Here is a 20,318-nt window from a genome sequence, read left to right as displayed (position 1 = left end):
CCTGTTCACTTAGAGGCATGTAGTTTAATATCTTTTAATCTTTTCATGACATTATTTTCGCCGCGGCCAAAATAGTCATATAGTCTTTCATATTCTGCAAAAAGTTTGTCATATACTTTCACATTGTCTGGGTTCGGTTGATATGTCTCTTCCTTCACTCGTCCCATTTCCTTTGCAGCATCCTCAATACTGTCGTATCCGCCGCGCTCTTTGCCCGCAGCCACAGCTCCAAACATAGCTGATCCAAGAGCTGGAGTTTGTGAAGATGCGGAAATCTTAATTTCTGTGTTTAATACATCTGAATAAATCTGCATCATGAGAGCATTTTTCTCAGCAATCCCCCCACATGCATATACTTCATCAACCCGAACACCACTATTTCTAAATGCTTCAATAATAATCCGTGTACCGTAAGCGGTTGCTTCAATTAATGCACGATATATTTCTTCCGGCTTCGTCAGAAGGGTTGCTCCAAGCAATACTCCCGTTAAGTCAGCGTCCACAAGAGTTGACCGATTCCCATTCCACCAGTCCAAAGCTATAAGACCACTTTTGCCGACTTTCAGACTCTCAGCTTTCTCCGTAAGCAATGCGTGAATGTTAACTCCCTTTTCTTTCGCTTCTTCATAATAACTAGCTGGAACACCATTTTCGATGAACCACTCAAAATGATCTCCTACACAAGACTGTCCAGCCTCATACCCCATAAATCCTGGGATGACGCCATCTTCTACAACTCCACACATGCCTGGTACAATTTTTTCTTCCTCACCAAGCAGCACGTGGCACGTCGACGTTCCCATAATCATCAATAGTTTCCCAGGTTCCGTAATGCCGACTGCTGGTATCGAAACATGGGCATCTACGTTTGCAACAGCCACGGCAGTACCAGAATTCAAACCTATTAAACTAGCAGCCTTTTCAGTCACTTCCCCGGCCTTTGAACCAATCGAGTAAATATCATTCGAAAGCTTATCTTCGACGACATTTTCCAATCGTGGGTCAAGCGCCTTAAAAAACTCCTTTGAAGGATAGCCTTCCTGCTTATGCCAAATCGCTTTATAACCTGCTGTACAACTATTTCTTCTTATTTCACCTGTCATCTGCGAAATAACCCAGTCCGTCGCTTCAACGATTTGATCAGCCGCCTCAAAAATTTCAGGTGCTTCATTTAATATTTGCCACACTTTTGGGATCATCCACTCTGAGGAAATTTTACCTCCATAACGCTGTAAAAAATCCTCTCCACGTTTCTCGGCAATCTCATTCAAACGATTAGCTTCATCTTGTGCCGCATGATGCTTCCAAAGCTTCACATAGCTGTGTGGATGTCCGCTAAATTCATCCATCATACATAACGGCGTTCCATCTGCCTTAATCGGGAGAACCGTACAAGCAGTAAAATCAATGCCGATTCCTATTACATCATCAGCCGCCACTCCCGAATCTTCCAAAACCTTCGGAATCGTTACCTCTAACACTTCCAAATAATCATACGGATGCTGTAATGCCCAATCATCCTCGAGCCTTGTAGTTCCATCCGGTAAAAATTCGTCCATGACACCGTGCGTGTATTCCTTTACAGCGGTAGCCACTTCTCGTGCAGATCCAACCTCCACAAGGACTGCTCGTCCAGATTGTGTTCCGAAATCAACTCCAATTGAATATTTCGCCAATGTTTATCACCCTATTCAATGTAAAATTAATCATCACTTCATCTTATTCAATATTACTATGTATATACGTACAATCGGTTAAATTCTACAACTTGTACGCATAACCTTAATTAGATTCTATCATTTTTATTTTGTTTTTCAATGGATAATCATTAAATATTTTGAGCTCTCACTAACTCGTACGTCTATCTACTCTTTTCTTTTACTAGATTGTGTGATACCTTAATCACAGAATCTTATAACTTAGGTGAAACTATGAATATATTAAACAGCCGATTTTACATCGTGTTAGAGAAAATCTCAAATCTCTTTATTTTAAATGTTCTATGGATCGTATCCTGTATTCCCATCATCACGATTTTCCCTGCAACCGCTGCCATGTTCAGTGTGGTCAGGCAATGGAAACTGAAGCATGAGGTATCGGTGGTAAAACCTTTCATAAATGCATTTAAATTGAATTTCAAACAAAGTCTATTGATAGGATTATTGTGGATACCCTTTGCTTTTCTACTTTATCTCGACTACTTTTACGTCATTCAAGCAGCTTCAGAGTGGCGAACTTTTCTATTAGTACCACTATTTTTTATCGCATTGATTTTCCTTTTCATGACAACCTTTTTATTTCCAGTTATGACTCACTACCAATTAAGACTAAGGGATGTATTAAAAAATTCATTTATTGTATCACTCGTCTACTTCCCTTCAACGATTCTAATCATGATCCTAGCAGTAATCTTTTTATTCATCCTGCTATATCTCCCCGTCACATGTTTGATTATTTTCAGCTTGTGGGCCAATATTAATTTTTCACTTTGCAACCGCGCATTTAATAAAATTGAAAAGTTAAGAATAGAGGAATGAAAATTCATTCCTCTTTCTTATTGTCCAGCTGCAAGCGCTAAGGGATCGAAATCAAAAATAACCACTACCGTTTCTAAGAACCTCTGCTTCTCGGAGCTGATCAGGCGCTTCCGCTTTGCTTTGTCTAGCTACAGCGCCTATCGACTAGTAAACTTCTTTTCCTCCTCCCTACGATAAGTCAACATCGACTCGTTCCTCGTCGTGTTTCCTTTATCTCAGTCGAAGTCCAAAAAGGAACGTCTACTAAAACCCCCACGTCCTGTGGCGACGTCGACGGACCCACATCCTGTGGGCCTATACATCGATGAGCATGGCGCTTCCGCTTTTCTTACTACTCCCCTGAGATACCTGAGCGTTCTATCCCTTCAACAAACGCCCGCTGTACAAATAAATACAAGATGACGATCGGTAAAATGGTCAGCATGACTGCCGCCATGATTTGGTTTAATAAGGTCGGTGTCAAACCAAATGCATCTGACGCTGAGACCATCTGTTGCATTTGAATGACTCCTTGCGCATTCGCGTTTCCATTAAATGTCGCTAAGTTCTGTGCTAGGTTGAAGTATTCGGGTACGAGTAAATACATATTCGGCTGGAACACGTCATTCCAATTCCAAACGACAGAGAACAAGAACACGACAACCATAGCTGGCTTAGCCAACGGGAACATAATCGTAAAATATGTACGAAATGGTCCGGCTCCATCGATTTTTGCTGCTTCTTCCAAAACCTTCGGCAAGCCGAGATAAAATTGGATAAAGATTAAGACGAATAACGCCCCTTTTAAGCCAAAGCCAAAAATTGCTGGGAAAATAAATGGATATAACGTATTGATCCACCCTAAGTCACTGAAAAAGATATAAAGTGGGACGACAATCGTTTGTGGCGGCACTAAAAACGTAAAGACAAGCAAGGCAAGCCACAACCCTTTTAAAGGAAATTTATAGCGTGCGAAGCCATATCCGATAAAGGAACAGCTAATAATTTGTAAAATAGCGCTGCCAAAAGAAATCCACATGCTGTTTAATAATCCGTTCCAATAATTAATCGATTTGAATGCTTCCACATAATTTTGCATCGTTAATACTTTCGGAAGCCATTGGACAGTCGCATCCGCTACATCCGAAGGACGCATGAAGGACTGGGAAATCATATAAAGAAGTGGATAAACGAATACAAACGATAAGCTAAATAGCAAAACGTAATAAAAGGTATTTCCAATAATTGACTTTGTTTGTCTTATTAATAATGCCTTTTTGTCATGGTCCACTTTTTTCGTAAGAGCTTGAACGGAACGAACGATTGGCAAATCCATCTAAAGTCTGCCCCCTCTCTAATTGGTCAACCCTCTGCGGAATATGAGAAATACGATGCCCAGCACGATAAAAATAAAGATAAAATAGAGCCAGCCAATGGCGGAACCATATGCGTAGTTATTCGATACGAATACTACATTCAATAAATGATTCATAACTCCATTATCCGGTTTCGTAAATGAGTTTACGATGCTGTACAATGTATTGACAAAAATCATCGGGATCAACATTGGAAACGTAATTTTCCAAAACACTTCCCACTCTGTCGCTCCATCAATTTTTGCTGCTTCATATAGCGAAGGTGATATCGTCTGCAGCCCGGCCAAAAATATTAATATTTGAACGCCCGAATCCCACATGACAAGTGTAAGTGCATCCGCATATTGTAATAATGGATCGAGAACTTCTTCCGGAATAAAAGCATTCAGCTGCCTATATAAATCAAATTGGTAAAAAATCGGCAATGTTGCCGCTCCTTGCTCCATTAACTTCCTGAGTGCAGCACCCGAGGCAATAATAACGGGCAAGAAGAAAATCCCTCTAAAAAATGTTCTTCCAAACGCGTTTCGATTCAGCAGAATGGCACAAAACATCGCAAATATGAGGATGAGCGGCACTTGCGTGAGCATATCCTTCATCGTCTCCAGCAACAAAGGAAAAAAGTTTACGTCTGTCGTGAAGGCATCACGATAATTTTTCATCCCGACAAATGTTGCTTGAAGCCCTTCCTTAGTAGGCTTTAAGTTATTTAATGAATAGTAAAAGGAGCGGCCAAGCGGGACAGCCATAAATAGGAAGAAGCCAATAATCCATGGTCCAACAAAAGAATAACCTTCTATAATATGTCTTGTTTTCATTGAAAGTTTCATGGTTATTTCCCCCCTCCTTCAATGACTGTATAATTTTCTCCTTCAACCGTTTGCCCATCAATCGTTTTCGCCTTACGATTGTAATTTACAATCACTTGCGTTCCATTTTCATACGTAGTTTTGTATACTTTCTTTGCAAGTCGTTCATGATTTACGATCAATTGTCCACCTATGTTCTCTTTGAGCCTATTGATTTCTTTATATTCTTCAACGGATCGATTAAACCAATAAGAGTAATCAGAACTGAACAATCTGTCTTCCATCGTACGCTTGAATTGATCCGTCGGCTTATACGTAAGCTCGAAGCTTGGTGAAGCACCATATTCAATCGCTCTTAAAAATTCAATTCTTTCATCATCACGCAAATTTGATGGTTTTCCAGTGTATGGAATTAATCCATGTATTACAATTTGATAGAATGGCACGGTTTCATCTAAATAAACAAAGTTACTAGAATCCATCGGTATTTGATGAATCTCATCTACACGCCCGAGTAAATATCCAAACCCATAATCTACTGATATATGATCCACGGATTTTTTAAATTGATCAATCGTTTCGATCCAAGTCTCTTTCATATCTTCTCTACTTGAAGGATTTTGCTTATCTAAATCCGTATAAAGCAAGTTTCCTACATGATTTAAATGAACTCCAGAAACACCTAGATCTTTAAAGGAAGAAGCCTCCTTCAACGCATACTCAGATGATTTTTTTGGTTTTAATAAATAAAAGAGCTGCCCGTTATGCCCTAACCTACTCGATACTCGGTAATTTGGGTTCATCATCACTTCCCGATCGATTCCTCTGACAGCATCTTTTCTAGGTGTCAACCCATCACTATCTTGAAATGGCCGGACATAATTTGCATCTAAATTTAAAGTGACGCCCACTTTTTTTGCATAATTTGCTAATTCCTCCAGATCCTTTTTTCCGCCAAGCTTTCGTTCTACTGGAAAATGATCTGGTTGATTACCGTACAATCCTTTTTTTGACCAGCCTTTAAACGTAATGGTCAAAGATTTTATATCTTTATCAGCATAATCATCTATCATGGATATCGCCTGTTCAAAAGTAGTCAAGTCGATAAATGTTTTTCCAATAATTTCATCACGCAAAATCCCACCAACTAGTTCAAGAAATAAAGGTGCTTCTTGCTCAGCTTGTTTTTGCAATCCGGCTTCCTTGAGCAAATAATCTCGATAAGCATGTGCCATTCCGACGTAATTGGACCCTTCACCTTCTAATAATATGTATTTCACCTTTCGATCTCCGGTCAATCTTTGTCCTTGGAATAATGGTATGGCCCCTGAAGAACCAATAAACATGACATCTTGTTTTCTGTAAAAGAACTTTGCTCCTGCACGGTACAGCGGAATATTTCTTATCCCCGAAGGTGTAGCTGTAATATTAGCTGTTTCTTCTCCTTCTGTAATAATGCCTAGGAAGCCAGTTTTATCTTGATGAATGCCGAACACAGGCAGGGCAATTTTTTCTTTAGGTGCTGCTCCTCTCGTAAAACCTTGAGCCATAACATCCCCAAGCTCCATTGCGAAAGTAGGATCTGGTCCATAAACAGGTTCAGAATATCCTTTAAAATATTGTGGATGTTTTTCGCTAACGATCATTAACGCCCCTGATCCATCCGGAACAAACACTTCTCCATCCACTTTTCTGTCAGCTGCATGGAAAAATGGCATCACTTCTAGGCTCGTAAGTCTAACTGTTCCCGATTCCTTAATGGAGTCATCTGGAATCGTCACTTCAAACCCATCGTCCGTCAGTGTATATTCAAGCGCAAAATTGACCTTTATTTCCTTAATCGAAAAGTCAACTCGTATGCCGTTTTCAATCACTGACGTTGTAAATTCATTTTCCTTGTCTTTTAACGTATATGTTTGGGATATACTCGATCCGTCTGTATATTCAATATGAACAGGGGCATCGATAAACGCCTTATTGTTAGGGAGAATTCCTTTATCTACTTGTGGCCCTCCAAGCCATTCAATTCCAGACTTTTTATTAACAATTCGAATATTTCCGTTCGCTTCATCGATATATAGCTCAAAAGAAGCATTTTCCGCTACCTTTTTCGTTGCAGTAATAGGATATAATTCTCCTGTTTCAACAATGACGATTTCTTTAGGTGGAGCCGCCTCGGCATTCTCACCGTCAGAACCCGCTTCCTGCTCCTCACTATTCGCTTCGGCAGCAGAATCACTTTCAGCATCCTCTGCAAAAATCCCTTGTGGAAACAAACTAAAGATTAACATCGTGCAGATGAAGAATATTAACATGTTTTTCCGATTAATCTTTTCGTATTGGAACAACTTTTCCACCTCCTATAGCCTGAATCGGATTTCTTTAAAGAGATCTAGGAAAAAACTAATAAATTGGTTGATTAGTCCGTATAACAAAATACCAATAAACCAAATGATCGCCATTCCGAGCAATGTAAAAAACGTAATCATGATAAGCTTTCCGACTTCAAAGTCATGCAAAACTTTTACCTTTATTAAAATTAATAGACCAACCCAGCAAAAAATGAAAATGGTAGCTGAGTTATAAAACGTTTCTTCACTCAATGCGAGAACATTTGTCATTAAAGTTATAGGAATAATAAATATGATATATGGGACAAGACAAAAAGCACTGCCGATAAAAAGCTCTTTAAATTTCCCTTCACCATCTAAAATGGTGCTTACACTCCAGTTGGACAGACTCCATGTAATCCATGGAACAAATATCCAAATGAACTCATGTAAATAGGAAATTTGATACGGCTCTCTCGTTTCGAAATCATATCCAACTAATAGAAGAGATGCCATTCTTGCAATAAAAGCTAATAGGATAAGGATAAATCCTTGTGACCATTTTAAGCGGTTCGGCTCCTGAATCTCATAAAAGAAGTCTAATGGTTTAAATAAGATTTGGCGCATCATCTGTACAGTATTCACTTTGCTTCCACCTCTCCTTCAAGAGCCGTCTGTCTTTCCTTGCGACCTTGTCGAATGCGCTTGATCAAAAGCGGAATTCCAAAACGAAGACCAAAAAATAAGACGATCACCCCTCCAAAAAACCAACCAAAATGATCTCGAACATATTCAACACGATATTCACGGAAGGATGCAGAGTAATCTGTACGGGAACTCGCCTTTTTAAAGTAATCCATCGCCTCTTTATATTTCTCTGATTTATAAAGAGCTTTTCCGATCGCATGATAAGCAATATCATAATTTCCATTTAAATGGATGACTTCTTCCCATATTTCTTTCGCTTCTTCGTATTGACCATCTACATATAATTTGGACGCGGTATGTACAAGGTCGGCAAAAGGAGTCGTTCTAAATAAATCGATTCGATTTCGTCCTTTGTCAACGACGTATAACACTCCATCCGAATCCTGGGCGATGCTTGAAGGTGTGGTAAATATCCCGTTTTGCTCTCCTGTTCCACCAAATACGAATAAAAGATTTCCTAATTTATCATATTGATAGATTCTGCTCGTCTGTAGATTTAGTGCTGTGATCAATCCATCTTCATTAACAGTGATATCAATAAAGGCAGAGATTTCAATATTTCCACCGTAGCTAAACAGGTCTCCATACTTCTTTGCAGATGAATTTAACGTATCTACCCCTACGGGAGATAGTCTCTTAATCTGATTCTCACCCGTTCCAAGTGTGGTTGTATATATAAATCCATCGTCATCTTGGTCTAAATTTGAAAAAGCTAATGGCTGTACGGACCTCATTTTCGCTTTTTGTTCATCTGTTGCAATGAGACGTGCAAGAAAGCGCCATAAATTAAAACCAACTTCATTCGTTCCAAAAAAGCCTTTAAATTCACCATTTTGGTCTATTTGCATTAAGCCTTTCGTATTTCCTTCACTGACAACGTACAAGTAATCACGCTTGTCCACTACAAGCTTGGAGGGGGAATACGAAAACTTTTTACCTAATAGTGTACTTGTCGGTGCAGTAAGCTCCTTTTCGAACTTTCCATTTTCATCAAAAATGGCCACACGTTGATTTTTCGTATCGGCAACATAGATTGTTCCATCTTCCTTAATGAACACACCTTTAGGTCCGTTTAACTTCCCTGGTCCGTCTTGGTCGCCAATCACCTTGATTACTTCATAGTCTTGATCTAAATGAACGATCCGATTATTACCCGTATCCGTAATATAAATGGTGTCGTCCGTTGCGATAAAAATATCTTCCGGATTATTAAAAACCCCTGTCGACAAGTAAGCACCATCAATTGAATCATGATATACATATCCATTGATGGAATGAACATCTCTTCCCTCGGTATTCCATATATAACCTTCGTAGGGGGCTTCCGCCAAACCTTCCATTGGCAAAACCAACATCATCATGACAGCTGCCAACATTACACAAAGTCGTTTCGTTGTCTTCAAATGTTCTCCCCCCTACTCTTTCAGGCCCGAGTGAGCCATTGTTTGCAATACCATTCGTTGTGTAATCGTAAAGACGATAATGGTAGGTATTACCATCAAAAAGCTTGCTGCGGCAAGTGTACCGACACGGGCGATGACTCCTGCCCCACCACTAATGGACTGAATCGCGAAAGGCAATGTCTTTAATTCTTCCTTCGTTGTATACATCATTGATGGGTACGGATCATTCCATGCTTGAACAAAGCTAAAGAGCGCAAATGTGGCAATTGCTGGTTTTAGCAACGGGAACACGATTTTCCAAAGAATCGTCCATTCAGAGGCCCCTTCAATTCTTGCTGACTCGATTAAAGAATCCGGCAATTGCTTAAGGAACTGAATCATTAAGAATATACCGATAGGTGCAGCCAAATATGGGAGAATCATCGCAAAGTACGTATTCATCATTCCCGATTTACTGACTAGTAGATATTGCGGAATTTGCAATACCATTGGCGAAAACATTAATGCCGTCACAATCAAATTAAAAATCGAACTTTTAAACGGCATTTCATGTTTGGCAAGTGGATAGGCTGCCATAGCAGAAATCACGACTCCAAAAAAGACAATCCCCGCTGTGATCAATACACTATTAAAAATATAACGGGAAAATGGTACAAATGATGTACCCGTAATTAAAAGCAAATCCCGGAAATTCATTAAAGTAGGATTTATCGGAAAAAACCTTGGCGGAAACAGGAATAATTCACTGATTGGTTTAACGGACGTTGAAGCCATATACACAAGCGGCGCAAGCATCAGTAAACCGAAAACGGTTAGGAATACGTAAAGAAAAACTCCTCCCCAATCTGTTTTTTTTCGGGAAACCGCAGCTCTCATCTTCTATTCCCTCCCCAACACTCTAAAAATAAGTCTATTTAACCCAAGCATCATAAGAAATAAAATGACCGCAATCGCAGAAGCATATCCCATTTCAAAGCGGATAAAAGCATAGTCATATAAATGTGCAAGGATCGTATGTCCCGCATATAGCGGACTTGGCATACCGACGAGCTGCATACTCACATCAAACACTTGGAGTGAAAATACAACCTGCATAACCGCTCCGAATAAAAGTTGTGGTTTTACAGACGGCAGGGTAATATACCATAGCTCTTGCCAGCGATACCTAATCCCATCAATTTTTCCTGCTTCATATAAATCCTTTGGAACATTTTGCAACCCAGCGAGGAAAGCAAGAAAGCCAATTCCCATGCTGCTCCATAACGATACAATGATGATAACCGGAACAATTGATTCAACATTTTGTAAAAATAAATAAGGTTCATTTAATATTCCAATTTGCATTAAAAAGTGGTTAAACAAGCCTTTTCGGTCACCTGCGAATAAATACAGCCACACGACAGACATCGCAACCGCACTCGTAATCGATGGTGTATAAAAACATAATGTATAGAAAAAGCGATACTTTTGCGGGATTTGACTGATGAGCCATGCCAGCAAAAACGCTAACACATAGCCGAGCGGTCCTGTTACGAACGCAAATTTAAGCGTAATCCCAATAGCTTTTAAGAAAATATCATCATCAACAAACAATAGTTTGTAATTAGAAAGACCAACAAATCTTGGGGCTTCCACGATATTGTAATAGGAAAAACTTAACATAACCGATGTAATGATAGGAATTATCGTAAACATGGTAAATACGAGTAGAAATGGTGCTAATAATAAATAAGACATACGGTTTCTTTTCATATCAAACCAAAGTTTTTTCCATTTCCCCATCGGAAGGGGAGGACCCGATGTTTTAGTGATCGGAGCCTCATTTTTTACAGTCGTTGTTGATTCAATAGCCATTTATGTGCGCCCCCTTATTCATCAAGGCGATCGGTGTCAGATGTTTCCAAACCGAATTCCTCACGTTTTTTCCGGAGTTCCTTGTTGATTTCCCGCACTCCTTCTTCGACCGCTTCACGGGTCACCTTTCCATTTAAAACAATTTCATTCCACATATTCGCGATATGGCGGGTTGTATAGTACCCACCGATGACAACTTCCCTTTCTCTAAACCATTCCCATTGTTCTAGAATGGCCTCCAAATCTTTTTGTTCCCAAGGAAGTCTATTTAATGCTTCAACATTCGCGGTATTCCAACGTGCTTCAACCCCAAGAAGGGCTTCTAATTCAGACCCGAACCTTTCCTGAGCATCTGCACCCGTCCACCATTTTAAAAATTGCCAAGCCTCATCTTTCATATCAGAATCTTTAAATATGATACCTGTCTGCCCTAGACCACCTGTAGAACGATTGATTCTTCCATCTTCCTGCTTAAGTCCCGGCATTGGCTTCATTCCCCACCAACCAGTTAATTCAGGTGCAGCTGTAGATAATAAAATATATGTTGAATAGTCTGCTACCCCAATTGGCATTTCACCCGATCTAAAACGGTTATAGAAATCAGCTTGCTTTTCAATCTTGTAATTCGTGAAAAGCTCTGTCCACATTTCCATCGCCTTTAACGCTTCTGGTGAATCGAGCTTCGAAATCATTCCTTTTTCATCGTATAAATCACCGCCATGCTGGAATAAAAATGGCGCGAATTCATTGATTGCAAGTTTCGTATCGTTTGGAGCATGTGGATAAAAGAAATCCATCCCATTTTGCTGTAATGTAGGAATGAGCCCCATTACTTCTTCCCATGTATCCGGAATTTCTTCCTCCGTTATGCCAAGCTCCTCCATAATATCTTTCCGATAAAAGAGCATATAAAAATTCTGGTTTTCAGGTAGAGCATAGTCTCCGCCATTATATTTATACGGGATGAGTGCCCCTGGTCTAAAACGACTAGCAACTTCCTCGTAGTCTGGGTATTCATTTAAATTGACGAGCGCATTACGGACCGCGAAATCAATCGGTGTTTCACCTTCAACTCCAAGTGCAACATCCGGTGCTAATCCTGCGGTATTGGCTAAAAGCAATACTTGCATTTGACCAGCAGGTACGACGTTTACATTCACCTTAATCCCGGTTTCAGTCGTAAAATCCTCATCAATCATTTGTTTAATGATCTGCACCCAGTCGCGCCCACGTGCAACCCAGACGTCGAGAACTTCTTCATCTTTATACAGATTACCGATCCCACTATAATCCTTCGTAAAGGAATACCCTAAATCCCTCACACTCGTTCCTGCTCTCACGTACCAAGGTGCAGCAGGCTGCGGCCATTTTTGATCAGGCGACTGGACTAATATATAATCGAGCAGCAAGCTCTGCTGGCTCATACTATTCACCCATGTACCAAGAGAGGCTTGAAGGTTATTGATGGAATCTAATCTTGCCGGAATCGTATCCGTATTTTCGGCCATACTTAGCAATGTATTTCGTACTTCTAATAGAGTACTAATATCAGAGCTGCCTTTTTGAACGCCCAAATCGTATAATGATTCAACGATATCATTTACGTTCCGCGCCAGTATGTGTAATCGCGGCACAAGGTTCGTAATATTATTCTCCAAATTCCAATCGGCATTAGGATCCGGGCTTGTCCCTGTAACACGTATGATTTCTCTATATAGAAGCGACAATTTATTCGTCGTCACCCTTATCGATTCCATCATTGGTCCTAAACTGCCAACTTGCACTTCCATTCGAATCGTATGCTTGCCTTTTTCCAAATAATATAAAAATTCTTCATTTTCATTTCCTAATTTCATTACTTGGAACTCTTGCTTGTAAGGAAAAAGAACTCCATTCATTTCTTGAAACGGCACTTTGTTATCAATCATGATTTTTCTTTGTGTAGGAATTCCATTTAAATACCATTGGCCATATCGCATTCCGATATTGTACAAACCACTTTCAGGCACTTCGAATTCCCATTCAGCCCACTGTTCCCCATTTCTCCAACCATCACCACCGAATGTATTTAACACAATCGATTTCGGATTAAAAGGTTCAGTAATTGGCTCCCTGTCTTCAATTCGCTTCAATGTAGGATCAGATCGTAATATCGCTTGTTCCGCCTGAATTTTAACTTGTACACCTTTCGTTTCTTTATATCCTTTCTCTGTATATGTATTTAACATTTCATCATATGCAGGATAATGAATCGGTGAATAGATGCGAATCTCACCAATGGCAGCTGGTTCACGTACAGCTTCAATACGAAGTGTATGCTCACCCTTCGTCAAATAAAAACGAAGAGGCTCTGCAATTTTCGCTTCGGAATCACGCAGCTCTTTGTATTGCCAACCATGTACTTCCTCACGGCTCGGGTTAAATTCATTTCCTTGATTATCAAACCAAGTTTCATTTTTTTCTTTCCACATCCGTTGGAAAGTTAGCTTTTTAGCTTGAAAAAATGGGTATTCCCCATCGATTTGCAAACTCCGGACAACTGCAGCCCTTTTTCCAGGTAATGCATAGTAACTCATTCCCATTTGGTAATAGCCATCTTCCGGAACAGTAAAGGAATACTCTATCCAACCTTTTTGATCTATAAGTGCAACAGCCTTGTCAAACGGTTCACCAAGACCTGTATTAATTTCAACATCATCCTGACTAATTGCCGAATAATCAGTTGAAGCAATTGTCATATCAAAACCAGTGGAGTCCGAAGCTCCAGCTAAGTTATGGTTATCGTAATATTCAAAAAAGGATGGTTCCAACTTACTTTGAATATCTTCATCAGCTAATATAGATCTTTCTTCAACGTCATCATATTCTGGAATCATTGCCATCGCCGCGTCATTATACCCCCGGGATTGATTCCATATTATAATTGATGCAATGATGACAACAATAACGGTTATGCTAACTGCATATTTTCGAAGCAATCGTTTCACGGAAGCCTCCCCCAGTTTCGTTTCATTTCTGCAAGAAAAGTGTGAGCATTTGTTCATCAACTGACAAAATTCAGTTCCATTGACTGAGATAAAGTTCGGCTAACTTGCCCGATGTTGACTTTTCATTAGAAAAGGACTAATTTCATTTATCGATAAGCAATCTTGTGTAAGGAACTAATATAAATATCGTTTAAAAGGTTTTGTTTAATTTGTTGAGTTGACTTCTAAATCAAGGGCTGTCCTACTCATCTATTAAAATCGTAAGGACAGCCCAAATTTGTTAGTTACCCATATCCGCCTTTAATTTTTCAATTTCAGGACCAAGTTCCTTCTCTGCAGCTTCTTCAATTTGTTGGAGAGTAGTTTTAGAATCAATATTTTCATCAATCGCTTTTGCTACTCTATCAATATAAATTGGCCAAGCTTGACCATCAAAAGGTGTAAGCCTGCGCACTGGAATTTCTGCAGCGATTGTATCATATAATGCATAATCTTTTTGCCCACCTAGGTACTCATTTGAATGCTCTTGATACCAAGGCATAGCGGTAATATGATTCCAGCCTGGTTGTACAGAATGCTCGACAAATACTTTCCATGATTCTTCCGCTGTATTCATCCATTCAACAAACGCCCATGCAGCCTCTTTGTTTTCGCCTTGTGAAGGGATAACAAATGTCGATCCACCAAGACCAACTTTTAAATCAAGCGGCATTGTTGTTGCTCTCCATTTCCCAGCCTGTTCTGGAAAAACGTTAGCCAATTCACGCGCTCCCCAGCTTCCTACAGGGAAAGAAGCAACTTTTCCTTGGTTAACTAACTGCTTTCCTTCATCACTTCCAAGGATTGACATTTGCGGAGCCCATCCTAATTGGTTTCCTTCTTTTACAAAATCGAGTAATTCAGCCATTTTCTCATCATTTCGAAGCCACTTATAATCACTATCATAGTATCCTAAGGCGTCCCCGTACTGAATAGCTGGAGAGTCACGCCATTCAAACATATAAATTCCATTTGCTGCAAATGTTCTTGCTGCTGCTAGTACGTTGTCTGGATCTTTAATGAATTCACCAAGTTCTTCAGGATCGCTTGGCAGACCCATTTGTTCATATAAATCTTGTCTGTAATAGAATACACCCGGAGTAACATCCCACGGCATCCCAAGAAGTTTTATTCCGTCAACAGATTTCCAGCGCTCCCAGTTATATTCTGAATTCAAATCTTTATAGCGCCCGGCATCGTAAGGTGGCTGAAGTAAATCTTCAAGCAGATCTCCTACTACATAACGGCCAAACTGCCCTTGTTCAACTTGTGCTACATCAGGCGATCCACTTCCAGCTGCCAGCGTCGTTTGCAACTTGTCATGCAAATCACCAAAATCTAAGCCTACTACTTCTACTTTTACATTTGGATAAACTTTATTAAATTCTTTTACAATATCTACATAAATATCTGCAGTCCACGTCCAGAAGGTAACTGACCCTTCCACAGAAGAATCGAAAACCGGCTTCAAGGGATCTTCTTCTGGATCTTCCTCTTTTACTTCTTCTCCACTATTACTATTTCCTTTGCTGTTTGAATCTTCGGGAGTATTAGTGGCGAGATTTCCACCGCTCTTACATCCTGCTAAAACGAGCATAAGCATTAGTAAAAAAATGAGCACGTTTACGCTTTTTTTCAATACATTCTCCCCCTTATTTAAAATTTACAAATAATACGAATCTACTATACTCACCCTTTTCTATCTCCCCCTTTCAAAAAACAATAATTCATACGTACATGTTCTAGTGCTTTTCTACTAAAAATCGCGAATAAGTTTTGTGAAAGGCGATATTCTAGGAAATAAAACGCTTTCTTTTCGTCGAAAGTAAATTTAATGAAAAAAGTGATTGCGTATGCTTTTATAATAAGCCTACATGTTCGGACATGTCAATTGCAATTTCGATATTTTTCTTTCTTTTTTAAACTTTTGTTTCATTTGTCCGAACAACAATTACATAGGGGGAGTCTCCCCCCTATGAATCTAGTTTTCTACAATCTGCCTATGCCACACTTGATTGATATCTCTTATTTTCTTAAGATCACATTTCGGTTCCCGTTGATAAGTAAGTAATCCATTAATTTCTTGCTCAACATCCGTTAACTGGGTGTAGCAGTAGCCATGCAGTATTTTAGAAGAGTAGACAGCTTCCATAACACGCTTATAGTCTTCAACAAATTCTTCTTCTGTTTTCACGGATGTATATCCCCATCCCGCATCTTCCCCTACTTTGAATCCGATGCCTCCAAATTCAGTTAATAAAATCGGTTCTCCTTCATGCTTAAAGCCATCTGCATAAATATTGCGGTGGGCTGGCTGTGATTTAAGAATACTCTCTTTTGTCGCTAGTGAATCCTTATAATATTCATATTTTGCGACTTCATCCTTACCTCCATGGTTGTAATTATGGATCGCACAAATATCTGTTTTTGTTAGCTCCCACCCATCATTGGAAATGACGAGTCTTGTCGAATCAAGTGAATGAATTAAGTGATACATTGCAAGGGAATGGTTTTGCTGTTGCTTATCATGATTGATGAACGGAACACCCCAGCTTTCATTGATTGGAACCCATGCGACTAATGACGGGTGATTATAATCACGCTCAATAATTTCAAGCCATTCTTTTGTGAGGCGTGCAACAGCATTTTCGCTAAAATATGGTGATGCCGCGCATTCGCCCCATACGAGGAATCCAAGTTTATCGGCCCAATACATGAAACGAGGATCTTCTACCTTTTGATGTTTTCTACAGCCATTAAAACCCATTTCCTTTGTTAGCTCGATATCTTTTTTCAAATCTTCATCCGTTGGTGCTGTTAAAAGTCCATCTGGCCAATAGCCTTGGTCCAGCACTAATTTTTGATAATAAGGACGGTTATTTAAATAAATCATTCCGTTTTCAGTATGAATTTTCCGCATCCCAAAATACGATTGTATTTTATCTAGCTCATTGCCTTTTTCATCGAATAATCGAATTTTTATATCAAATAATTTAGGATTTTCCGGTGTCCAGTTCCAGCCATGACGGTGAAATCCTGTACGGAAAATTTGTTGCTGGTATAAATGAATTAAATGTTTATTGTAGGAAGCAGTGACGACATGTGAATTACTAGCGATTTTTTCATCTTCTAACGTAATGTCAAACTCTGCTCTTGTATTTTGATAATCTCCTAACACATCAAATTCGATGAGGATATCACCTTGGTCAATATTTGGAGTAAATCGCAGCCTTGAAATACGCGTTTCACTCACAGGCTCAAGCCATACTGTTTGCCAAATTCCTGTTGTCCGCGTGTACCAGATGGCCTCTGATTTCTCTTTCCAAAATTGCTTGCCCCTTGGAATTGTTTCGTCTGTAGAAGGATCCTCTACTCGTACGACAATTTCCTCTGTTCCACGAGTCAGGCAGTCTGTAATATCAAAAGAAAATGACGTATGTCCCCCCTCATGGAAGCCGGCCAGCTTACCATTTACGTAAACCCATGCTCGGTAATCAACCGCACCAAAATGAATTATAACAGCCTTATCTCCCCAGTTTTCCGGAACTGAAAAACTTCTCCGGTACCATACATTGTCACAAAACGACGGGTCATGAATACCGCTTAATTTCGTTTGGTAGGCAAATGGAACATTAATTTTGCGATCAAAAGCATCTGCATTTTCATGCCATTTCTCCTTCATTCCAACATTATTGCGGTCAAAAGCAAAATCCCATTCTCCATTTAAATTCAACCAATCTTCCCGAACCAACTGCGGCCTCGGATATTCTTGTCTATATACCATGATGCATGCTCCTTTAATCAATATACTTTTAGGCTCTTTTCCTCTATTTACAACAGGGAAATAAGCTGTTACTTTCATATGAACTGCCAATCTACCTTACTAGGCTTTTAACTTTTGGAAAATAGCCTACTTTATATCACTTCTAACTCATCTTTTCCTGGTAAGGAAGGATGTGGAATATGCGGTTCTATTTGGTACCAGAAAGCAACGGATGAAATATCGTCCTTAAGTGGCAGATACCTTCCTTCTGACCGCCAGCCAAGTGCTTGGATTGTTACTTTTAAATCCTCTTCAAATCGGATCGGATCCATTACATGCCACCTATACATACCAAAGCGTTGCTGACTTCGATACAATCCATCGGGCTTGATTAACTGGTGCATCCCTAAATAAGGAGTAGAGTACGTACAATATTCTCCTTGCGGTTGTTCCCAATTCCATGCGCCGCCAAAATAATCTTCGGTACCCGTTCCACAAATAGTCGGAAACTCATCGTCGCCATCCATAAAAAACTTTATTTCTCCTTCGCCCCACCAACCGTTGCTATTCACTTGCCATGCAAGGTATGTCCCCACATAATGTCCATGCCCTTTAATATGATCCACAATTGTATGTACATCCTTATATGCAAGTGGATTGCTTCGATTCCAATGCGCGTGGAAATAAGCTGCATCATCTGGAATATCAGTCAGCGTATAATCAACTTGATAATATAAAACCGCATCGTCATTTCCGATATTCTCAACTGTGATTTTTGCTGACTTCTGGAACGGCATTTCCCAATAACAGTTCATGCCTCCGGCTGGATTCACTGCGACCGGTAATGAATTTAGATTTGCACGTTCACACCAGCCGCTGCAGAAAAAATCTCCAATCGGAACTTGTACAGAAGGATGCTCCTCTCCATCCCAGTACATGCGAATGATTAATGTCCGCCAATGATTCGGGTGGCAAGTGAGCCAAATATGCTGAATGGCACCTGAGTCTTGAATATTTGCCATCGTAAAAGTCGAATTCTTTTTTACAATAACAGACGGAGAAACCTTCCATCCTTGGCCTAGATCCCGGGCTGCCTGAGCTCCAGTTCCATCAGTCGCCATGCCGCCTTTCCCTTTTTCACCTGTAAAATTTTCCGCACTAATCGATCTCGTTTTCGCTTTCGACAGTCTCGACAAATTGCCAAGGCTCATTCCAAGTCCATTAAACATAGAATTTCCTCCCTTACTTCACTTTGATTTCCTGCTCCGTAGAAGTAGGCCCATCCACTTTAAGCTTGCCGTCTTCAAAATAAAGACGGTCAATATTCATTTGCCGATTTCCACTCGGCGCATCTGGAATCGTATGCGTATGGTAAACGATATAAAGTGTCTCGTCATCAGGTCCGACCGTAACACTGTTATGTCCTGGTCCTGAAATGCCTTGAGAAAGATCCTTCGTCAAAATTGGATTATCAATCGCTTTTTCAAATGGGCCAAAAGGACTTGCCGCTGTAGCATACCCGACACTATAATCATGACTTGCAAAATAATTAGACGAATACATCAAATAATAAATTCCATCTTGCTTTAGCACAAAGGGCCCTTCATTCCATTGATACTCATCATACGGCCTTTCCCACGTTGCATCCGGTTCTGTTAAAAATTGCGGTTCATCTAATACTTCCGTCAAATCATCGTTCATCTTCTGCACAAAAATTTGACTGACATGCTTCCCATTAATGATGTTTTCGGAACAATCCTTCACATAATATAGAAAAGGCGTCCCATCATCATCTATAAAAATATGGCCATCAATATAAGAGCCTGCTTGCTTAATAATTTGAGTACTCACATCTGTAAAGGGACCGAGCGGATCGTTGCTTGCGGCAATGGAAATTTGTAAATGCCCTTCCATATTACGAGCACTATACGTCATATAAAACTGATCATTGTATGCAACTACTTCAGGAGCCCAAAAGTCACCTGTTGCCCATTTTTCCGGCTGATCGAAATGAACATATGCCATTCCTTTTTCTTCCCAGTCCACGAGATTAGGAGACTGCCACACTTTATAACCAAAATTTGGTTCAGATGTTGCGTACATATAATACTTACCATCTGATTTCAGAACAAACGGATCACCAATATGGTTCATGCCTCCGACTGGATTCGTATAGACAAGAGTTTTGAGTTCTTTTTTATCCGTGCAGCCCAACAAAATCACCCCTATCAAACTCAGTAAAACTCCGAGACTAACAATCTTTTTCATGTTTTTACTTTGGGGACAGTTCCAAAAGGCTGCCCCCCCCTTTCTTAAATGGTAAAGAAAGAAATTCGTTTTTAAATCTTCATTTATGAACTTAAGCATTCACTGCCCAGCTTCGGCAAGGATTCGAATTGGTCAGGAATGGTGATCTCTGATTCTGAATGAAAATACACAGAGCTTCGGTTTGGTCGGGAATTACGCCCTATTTCTCGATGTAATAGTTTAAAGATTCGATTTCATCGAGAATTCCAGTCTGATTCCCGACGAA

14 protein-coding genes are annotated in these 20,318 nt (G+C 39.9%); 1 reads left to right on the top strand and 13 read right to left on the bottom strand.

Features of this window, described 5'->3' with window-relative positions:
- Positions 1-5: 5 nt before the first annotated feature.
- The gene (araB, locus tag KHA96_RS12945) at positions 6-1,676 is read right to left on the bottom strand and encodes a ribulokinase (RefSeq protein ID WP_213129676.1); all 1,671 of its coding nucleotides are present in this window, start codon (positions 1,674-1,676) and stop codon (positions 6-8) included.
- A 255-nt stretch (positions 1,677-1,931) separates the two neighbouring features.
- Here araB and KHA96_RS23545 point away from each other — a divergent pair, with 255 nt between their 5' ends.
- A complete protein-coding gene (locus KHA96_RS23545; protein ID WP_213129675.1) occupies positions 1,932-2,537 on the top strand; it encodes a DUF624 domain-containing protein in 606 nt (201 codons plus the stop codon).
- Between the two features lie 331 nt (positions 2,538-2,868).
- On the opposite strand, the gene KHA96_RS12935 is transcribed toward KHA96_RS23545, so the two are convergent.
- The 12 genes from KHA96_RS12935 to KHA96_RS12880 all read right to left on the bottom strand — a co-directional run bounded on the left by KHA96_RS12935 (position 2,869) and on the right by KHA96_RS12880 (position 20,053).
- A complete protein-coding gene (locus KHA96_RS12935) occupies positions 2,869-3,852 on the bottom strand; it encodes a carbohydrate ABC transporter permease (protein ID WP_213129674.1) in 984 nt (327 codons plus the stop codon).
- A gap of 18 nt (positions 3,853-3,870) precedes the next feature.
- Positions 3,871-4,722 (bottom strand): carbohydrate ABC transporter permease, encoded by an 852-nt coding sequence (locus KHA96_RS12930; RefSeq protein WP_213129673.1) that lies wholly within the window; start codon positions 4,720-4,722, stop codon positions 3,871-3,873.
- A 2-nt stretch (positions 4,723-4,724) separates the two neighbouring features.
- The gene (locus tag KHA96_RS12925; RefSeq protein WP_213129672.1) at positions 4,725-7,049 is read right to left on the bottom strand and encodes a DUF5696 domain-containing protein; all 2,325 of its coding nucleotides are present in this window, start codon (positions 7,047-7,049) and stop codon (positions 4,725-4,727) included.
- A 12-nt stretch (positions 7,050-7,061) separates the two neighbouring features.
- Positions 7,062-7,676: a YIP1 family protein gene (locus KHA96_RS12920; protein ID WP_213129671.1), complete on the bottom strand. Its 615-nt coding sequence runs from the start codon at positions 7,674-7,676 to the stop codon at positions 7,062-7,064.
- A complete protein-coding gene (locus KHA96_RS12915) occupies positions 7,673-9,142 on the bottom strand; it encodes a hypothetical protein (protein WP_213129670.1) in 1,470 nt (489 codons plus the stop codon). The genes KHA96_RS12920 and KHA96_RS12915 overlap by 4 nt, the downstream gene beginning before the upstream one ends.
- A gap of 12 nt (positions 9,143-9,154) precedes the next feature.
- Complete coding sequence (locus KHA96_RS12910; protein ID WP_213129669.1) at positions 9,155-10,018, bottom strand: carbohydrate ABC transporter permease; 864 nt, start codon at positions 10,016-10,018, stop codon at positions 9,155-9,157.
- 3 nt (positions 10,019-10,021) lie between these two features.
- Positions 10,022-10,996, bottom strand: coding sequence for a carbohydrate ABC transporter permease (locus tag KHA96_RS12905; RefSeq protein ID WP_249315510.1), 975 nt, complete (start codon positions 10,994-10,996; stop codon positions 10,022-10,024).
- Between the two features lie 14 nt (positions 10,997-11,010).
- A complete protein-coding gene (locus KHA96_RS12900; protein WP_213129668.1) occupies positions 11,011-13,983 on the bottom strand; it encodes an extracellular solute-binding protein in 2,973 nt (990 codons plus the stop codon).
- Positions 13,984-14,263: 280 nt separating this feature from the next.
- The gene (locus KHA96_RS12895; protein ID WP_213129667.1) at positions 14,264-15,661 is read right to left on the bottom strand and encodes an extracellular solute-binding protein; all 1,398 of its coding nucleotides are present in this window, start codon (positions 15,659-15,661) and stop codon (positions 14,264-14,266) included.
- Between the two features lie 342 nt (positions 15,662-16,003).
- Positions 16,004-17,806: a glycoside hydrolase family 2 protein gene (locus tag KHA96_RS12890; RefSeq protein WP_213129666.1), complete on the bottom strand. Its 1,803-nt coding sequence runs from the start codon at positions 17,804-17,806 to the stop codon at positions 16,004-16,006.
- A 131-nt stretch (positions 17,807-17,937) separates the two neighbouring features.
- Entirely contained in the window at positions 17,938-19,014 is a 1,077-nt protein-coding gene (locus tag KHA96_RS12885; protein WP_213129665.1) for a glycoside hydrolase family 172 protein, read from the bottom strand.
- 13 nt (positions 19,015-19,027) lie between these two features.
- Entirely contained in the window at positions 19,028-20,053 is a 1,026-nt protein-coding gene (locus tag KHA96_RS12880; RefSeq protein ID WP_213129664.1) for a glycoside hydrolase family 43 protein, read from the bottom strand.
- Positions 20,054-20,318 lie beyond the last annotated feature (265 nt).

It is taken from the genome of Bacillus sp. FJAT-49711, from assembly GCF_018343715.1.
Classification (GTDB): Bacteria; Bacillota; Bacilli; order Bacillales; family Bacillaceae_C; genus Lederbergia.
The sequence above is the reverse complement of the archived record's forward strand: the minus strand, read 5'-3'. Positions and strand labels throughout refer to the sequence as shown.

What these genes read in the sequence shown, in the direction of transcription:
- KHA96_RS12890 (WP_213129666.1), bottom strand. Translation starts at nt 17,806, where the DNA reads ATGGTATATAGACAAGAATATCCGAGGCCGCAGTTGGTTCGGGAAGAT.
- KHA96_RS23545 (WP_213129675.1), top strand. Translation starts at nt 1,932, where the DNA reads ATGAATATATTAAACAGCCGATTTTACATCGTGTTAGAGAAAATCTCA.
- KHA96_RS12910 (WP_213129669.1), bottom strand. Translation starts at nt 10,018, where the DNA reads ATGAGAGCTGCGGTTTCCCGAAAAAAAACAGATTGGGGAGGAGTTTTT.
- KHA96_RS12905 (WP_249315510.1), bottom strand. Translation starts at nt 10,996, where the DNA reads ATGGCTATTGAATCAACAACGACTGTAAAAAATGAGGCTCCGATCACT.
- KHA96_RS12935 (WP_213129674.1), bottom strand. Translation starts at nt 3,852, where the DNA reads ATGGATTTGCCAATCGTTCGTTCCGTTCAAGCTCTTACGAAAAAAGTG.
- KHA96_RS12930 (WP_213129673.1), bottom strand. Translation starts at nt 4,722, where the DNA reads ATGAAACTTTCAATGAAAACAAGACATATTATAGAAGGTTATTCTTTT.
- KHA96_RS12880 (WP_213129664.1), bottom strand. Translation starts at nt 20,053, where the DNA reads ATGAAAAAGATTGTTAGTCTCGGAGTTTTACTGAGTTTGATAGGGGTG.
- KHA96_RS12885 (WP_213129665.1), bottom strand. Translation starts at nt 19,014, where the DNA reads ATGTTTAATGGACTTGGAATGAGCCTTGGCAATTTGTCGAGACTGTCG.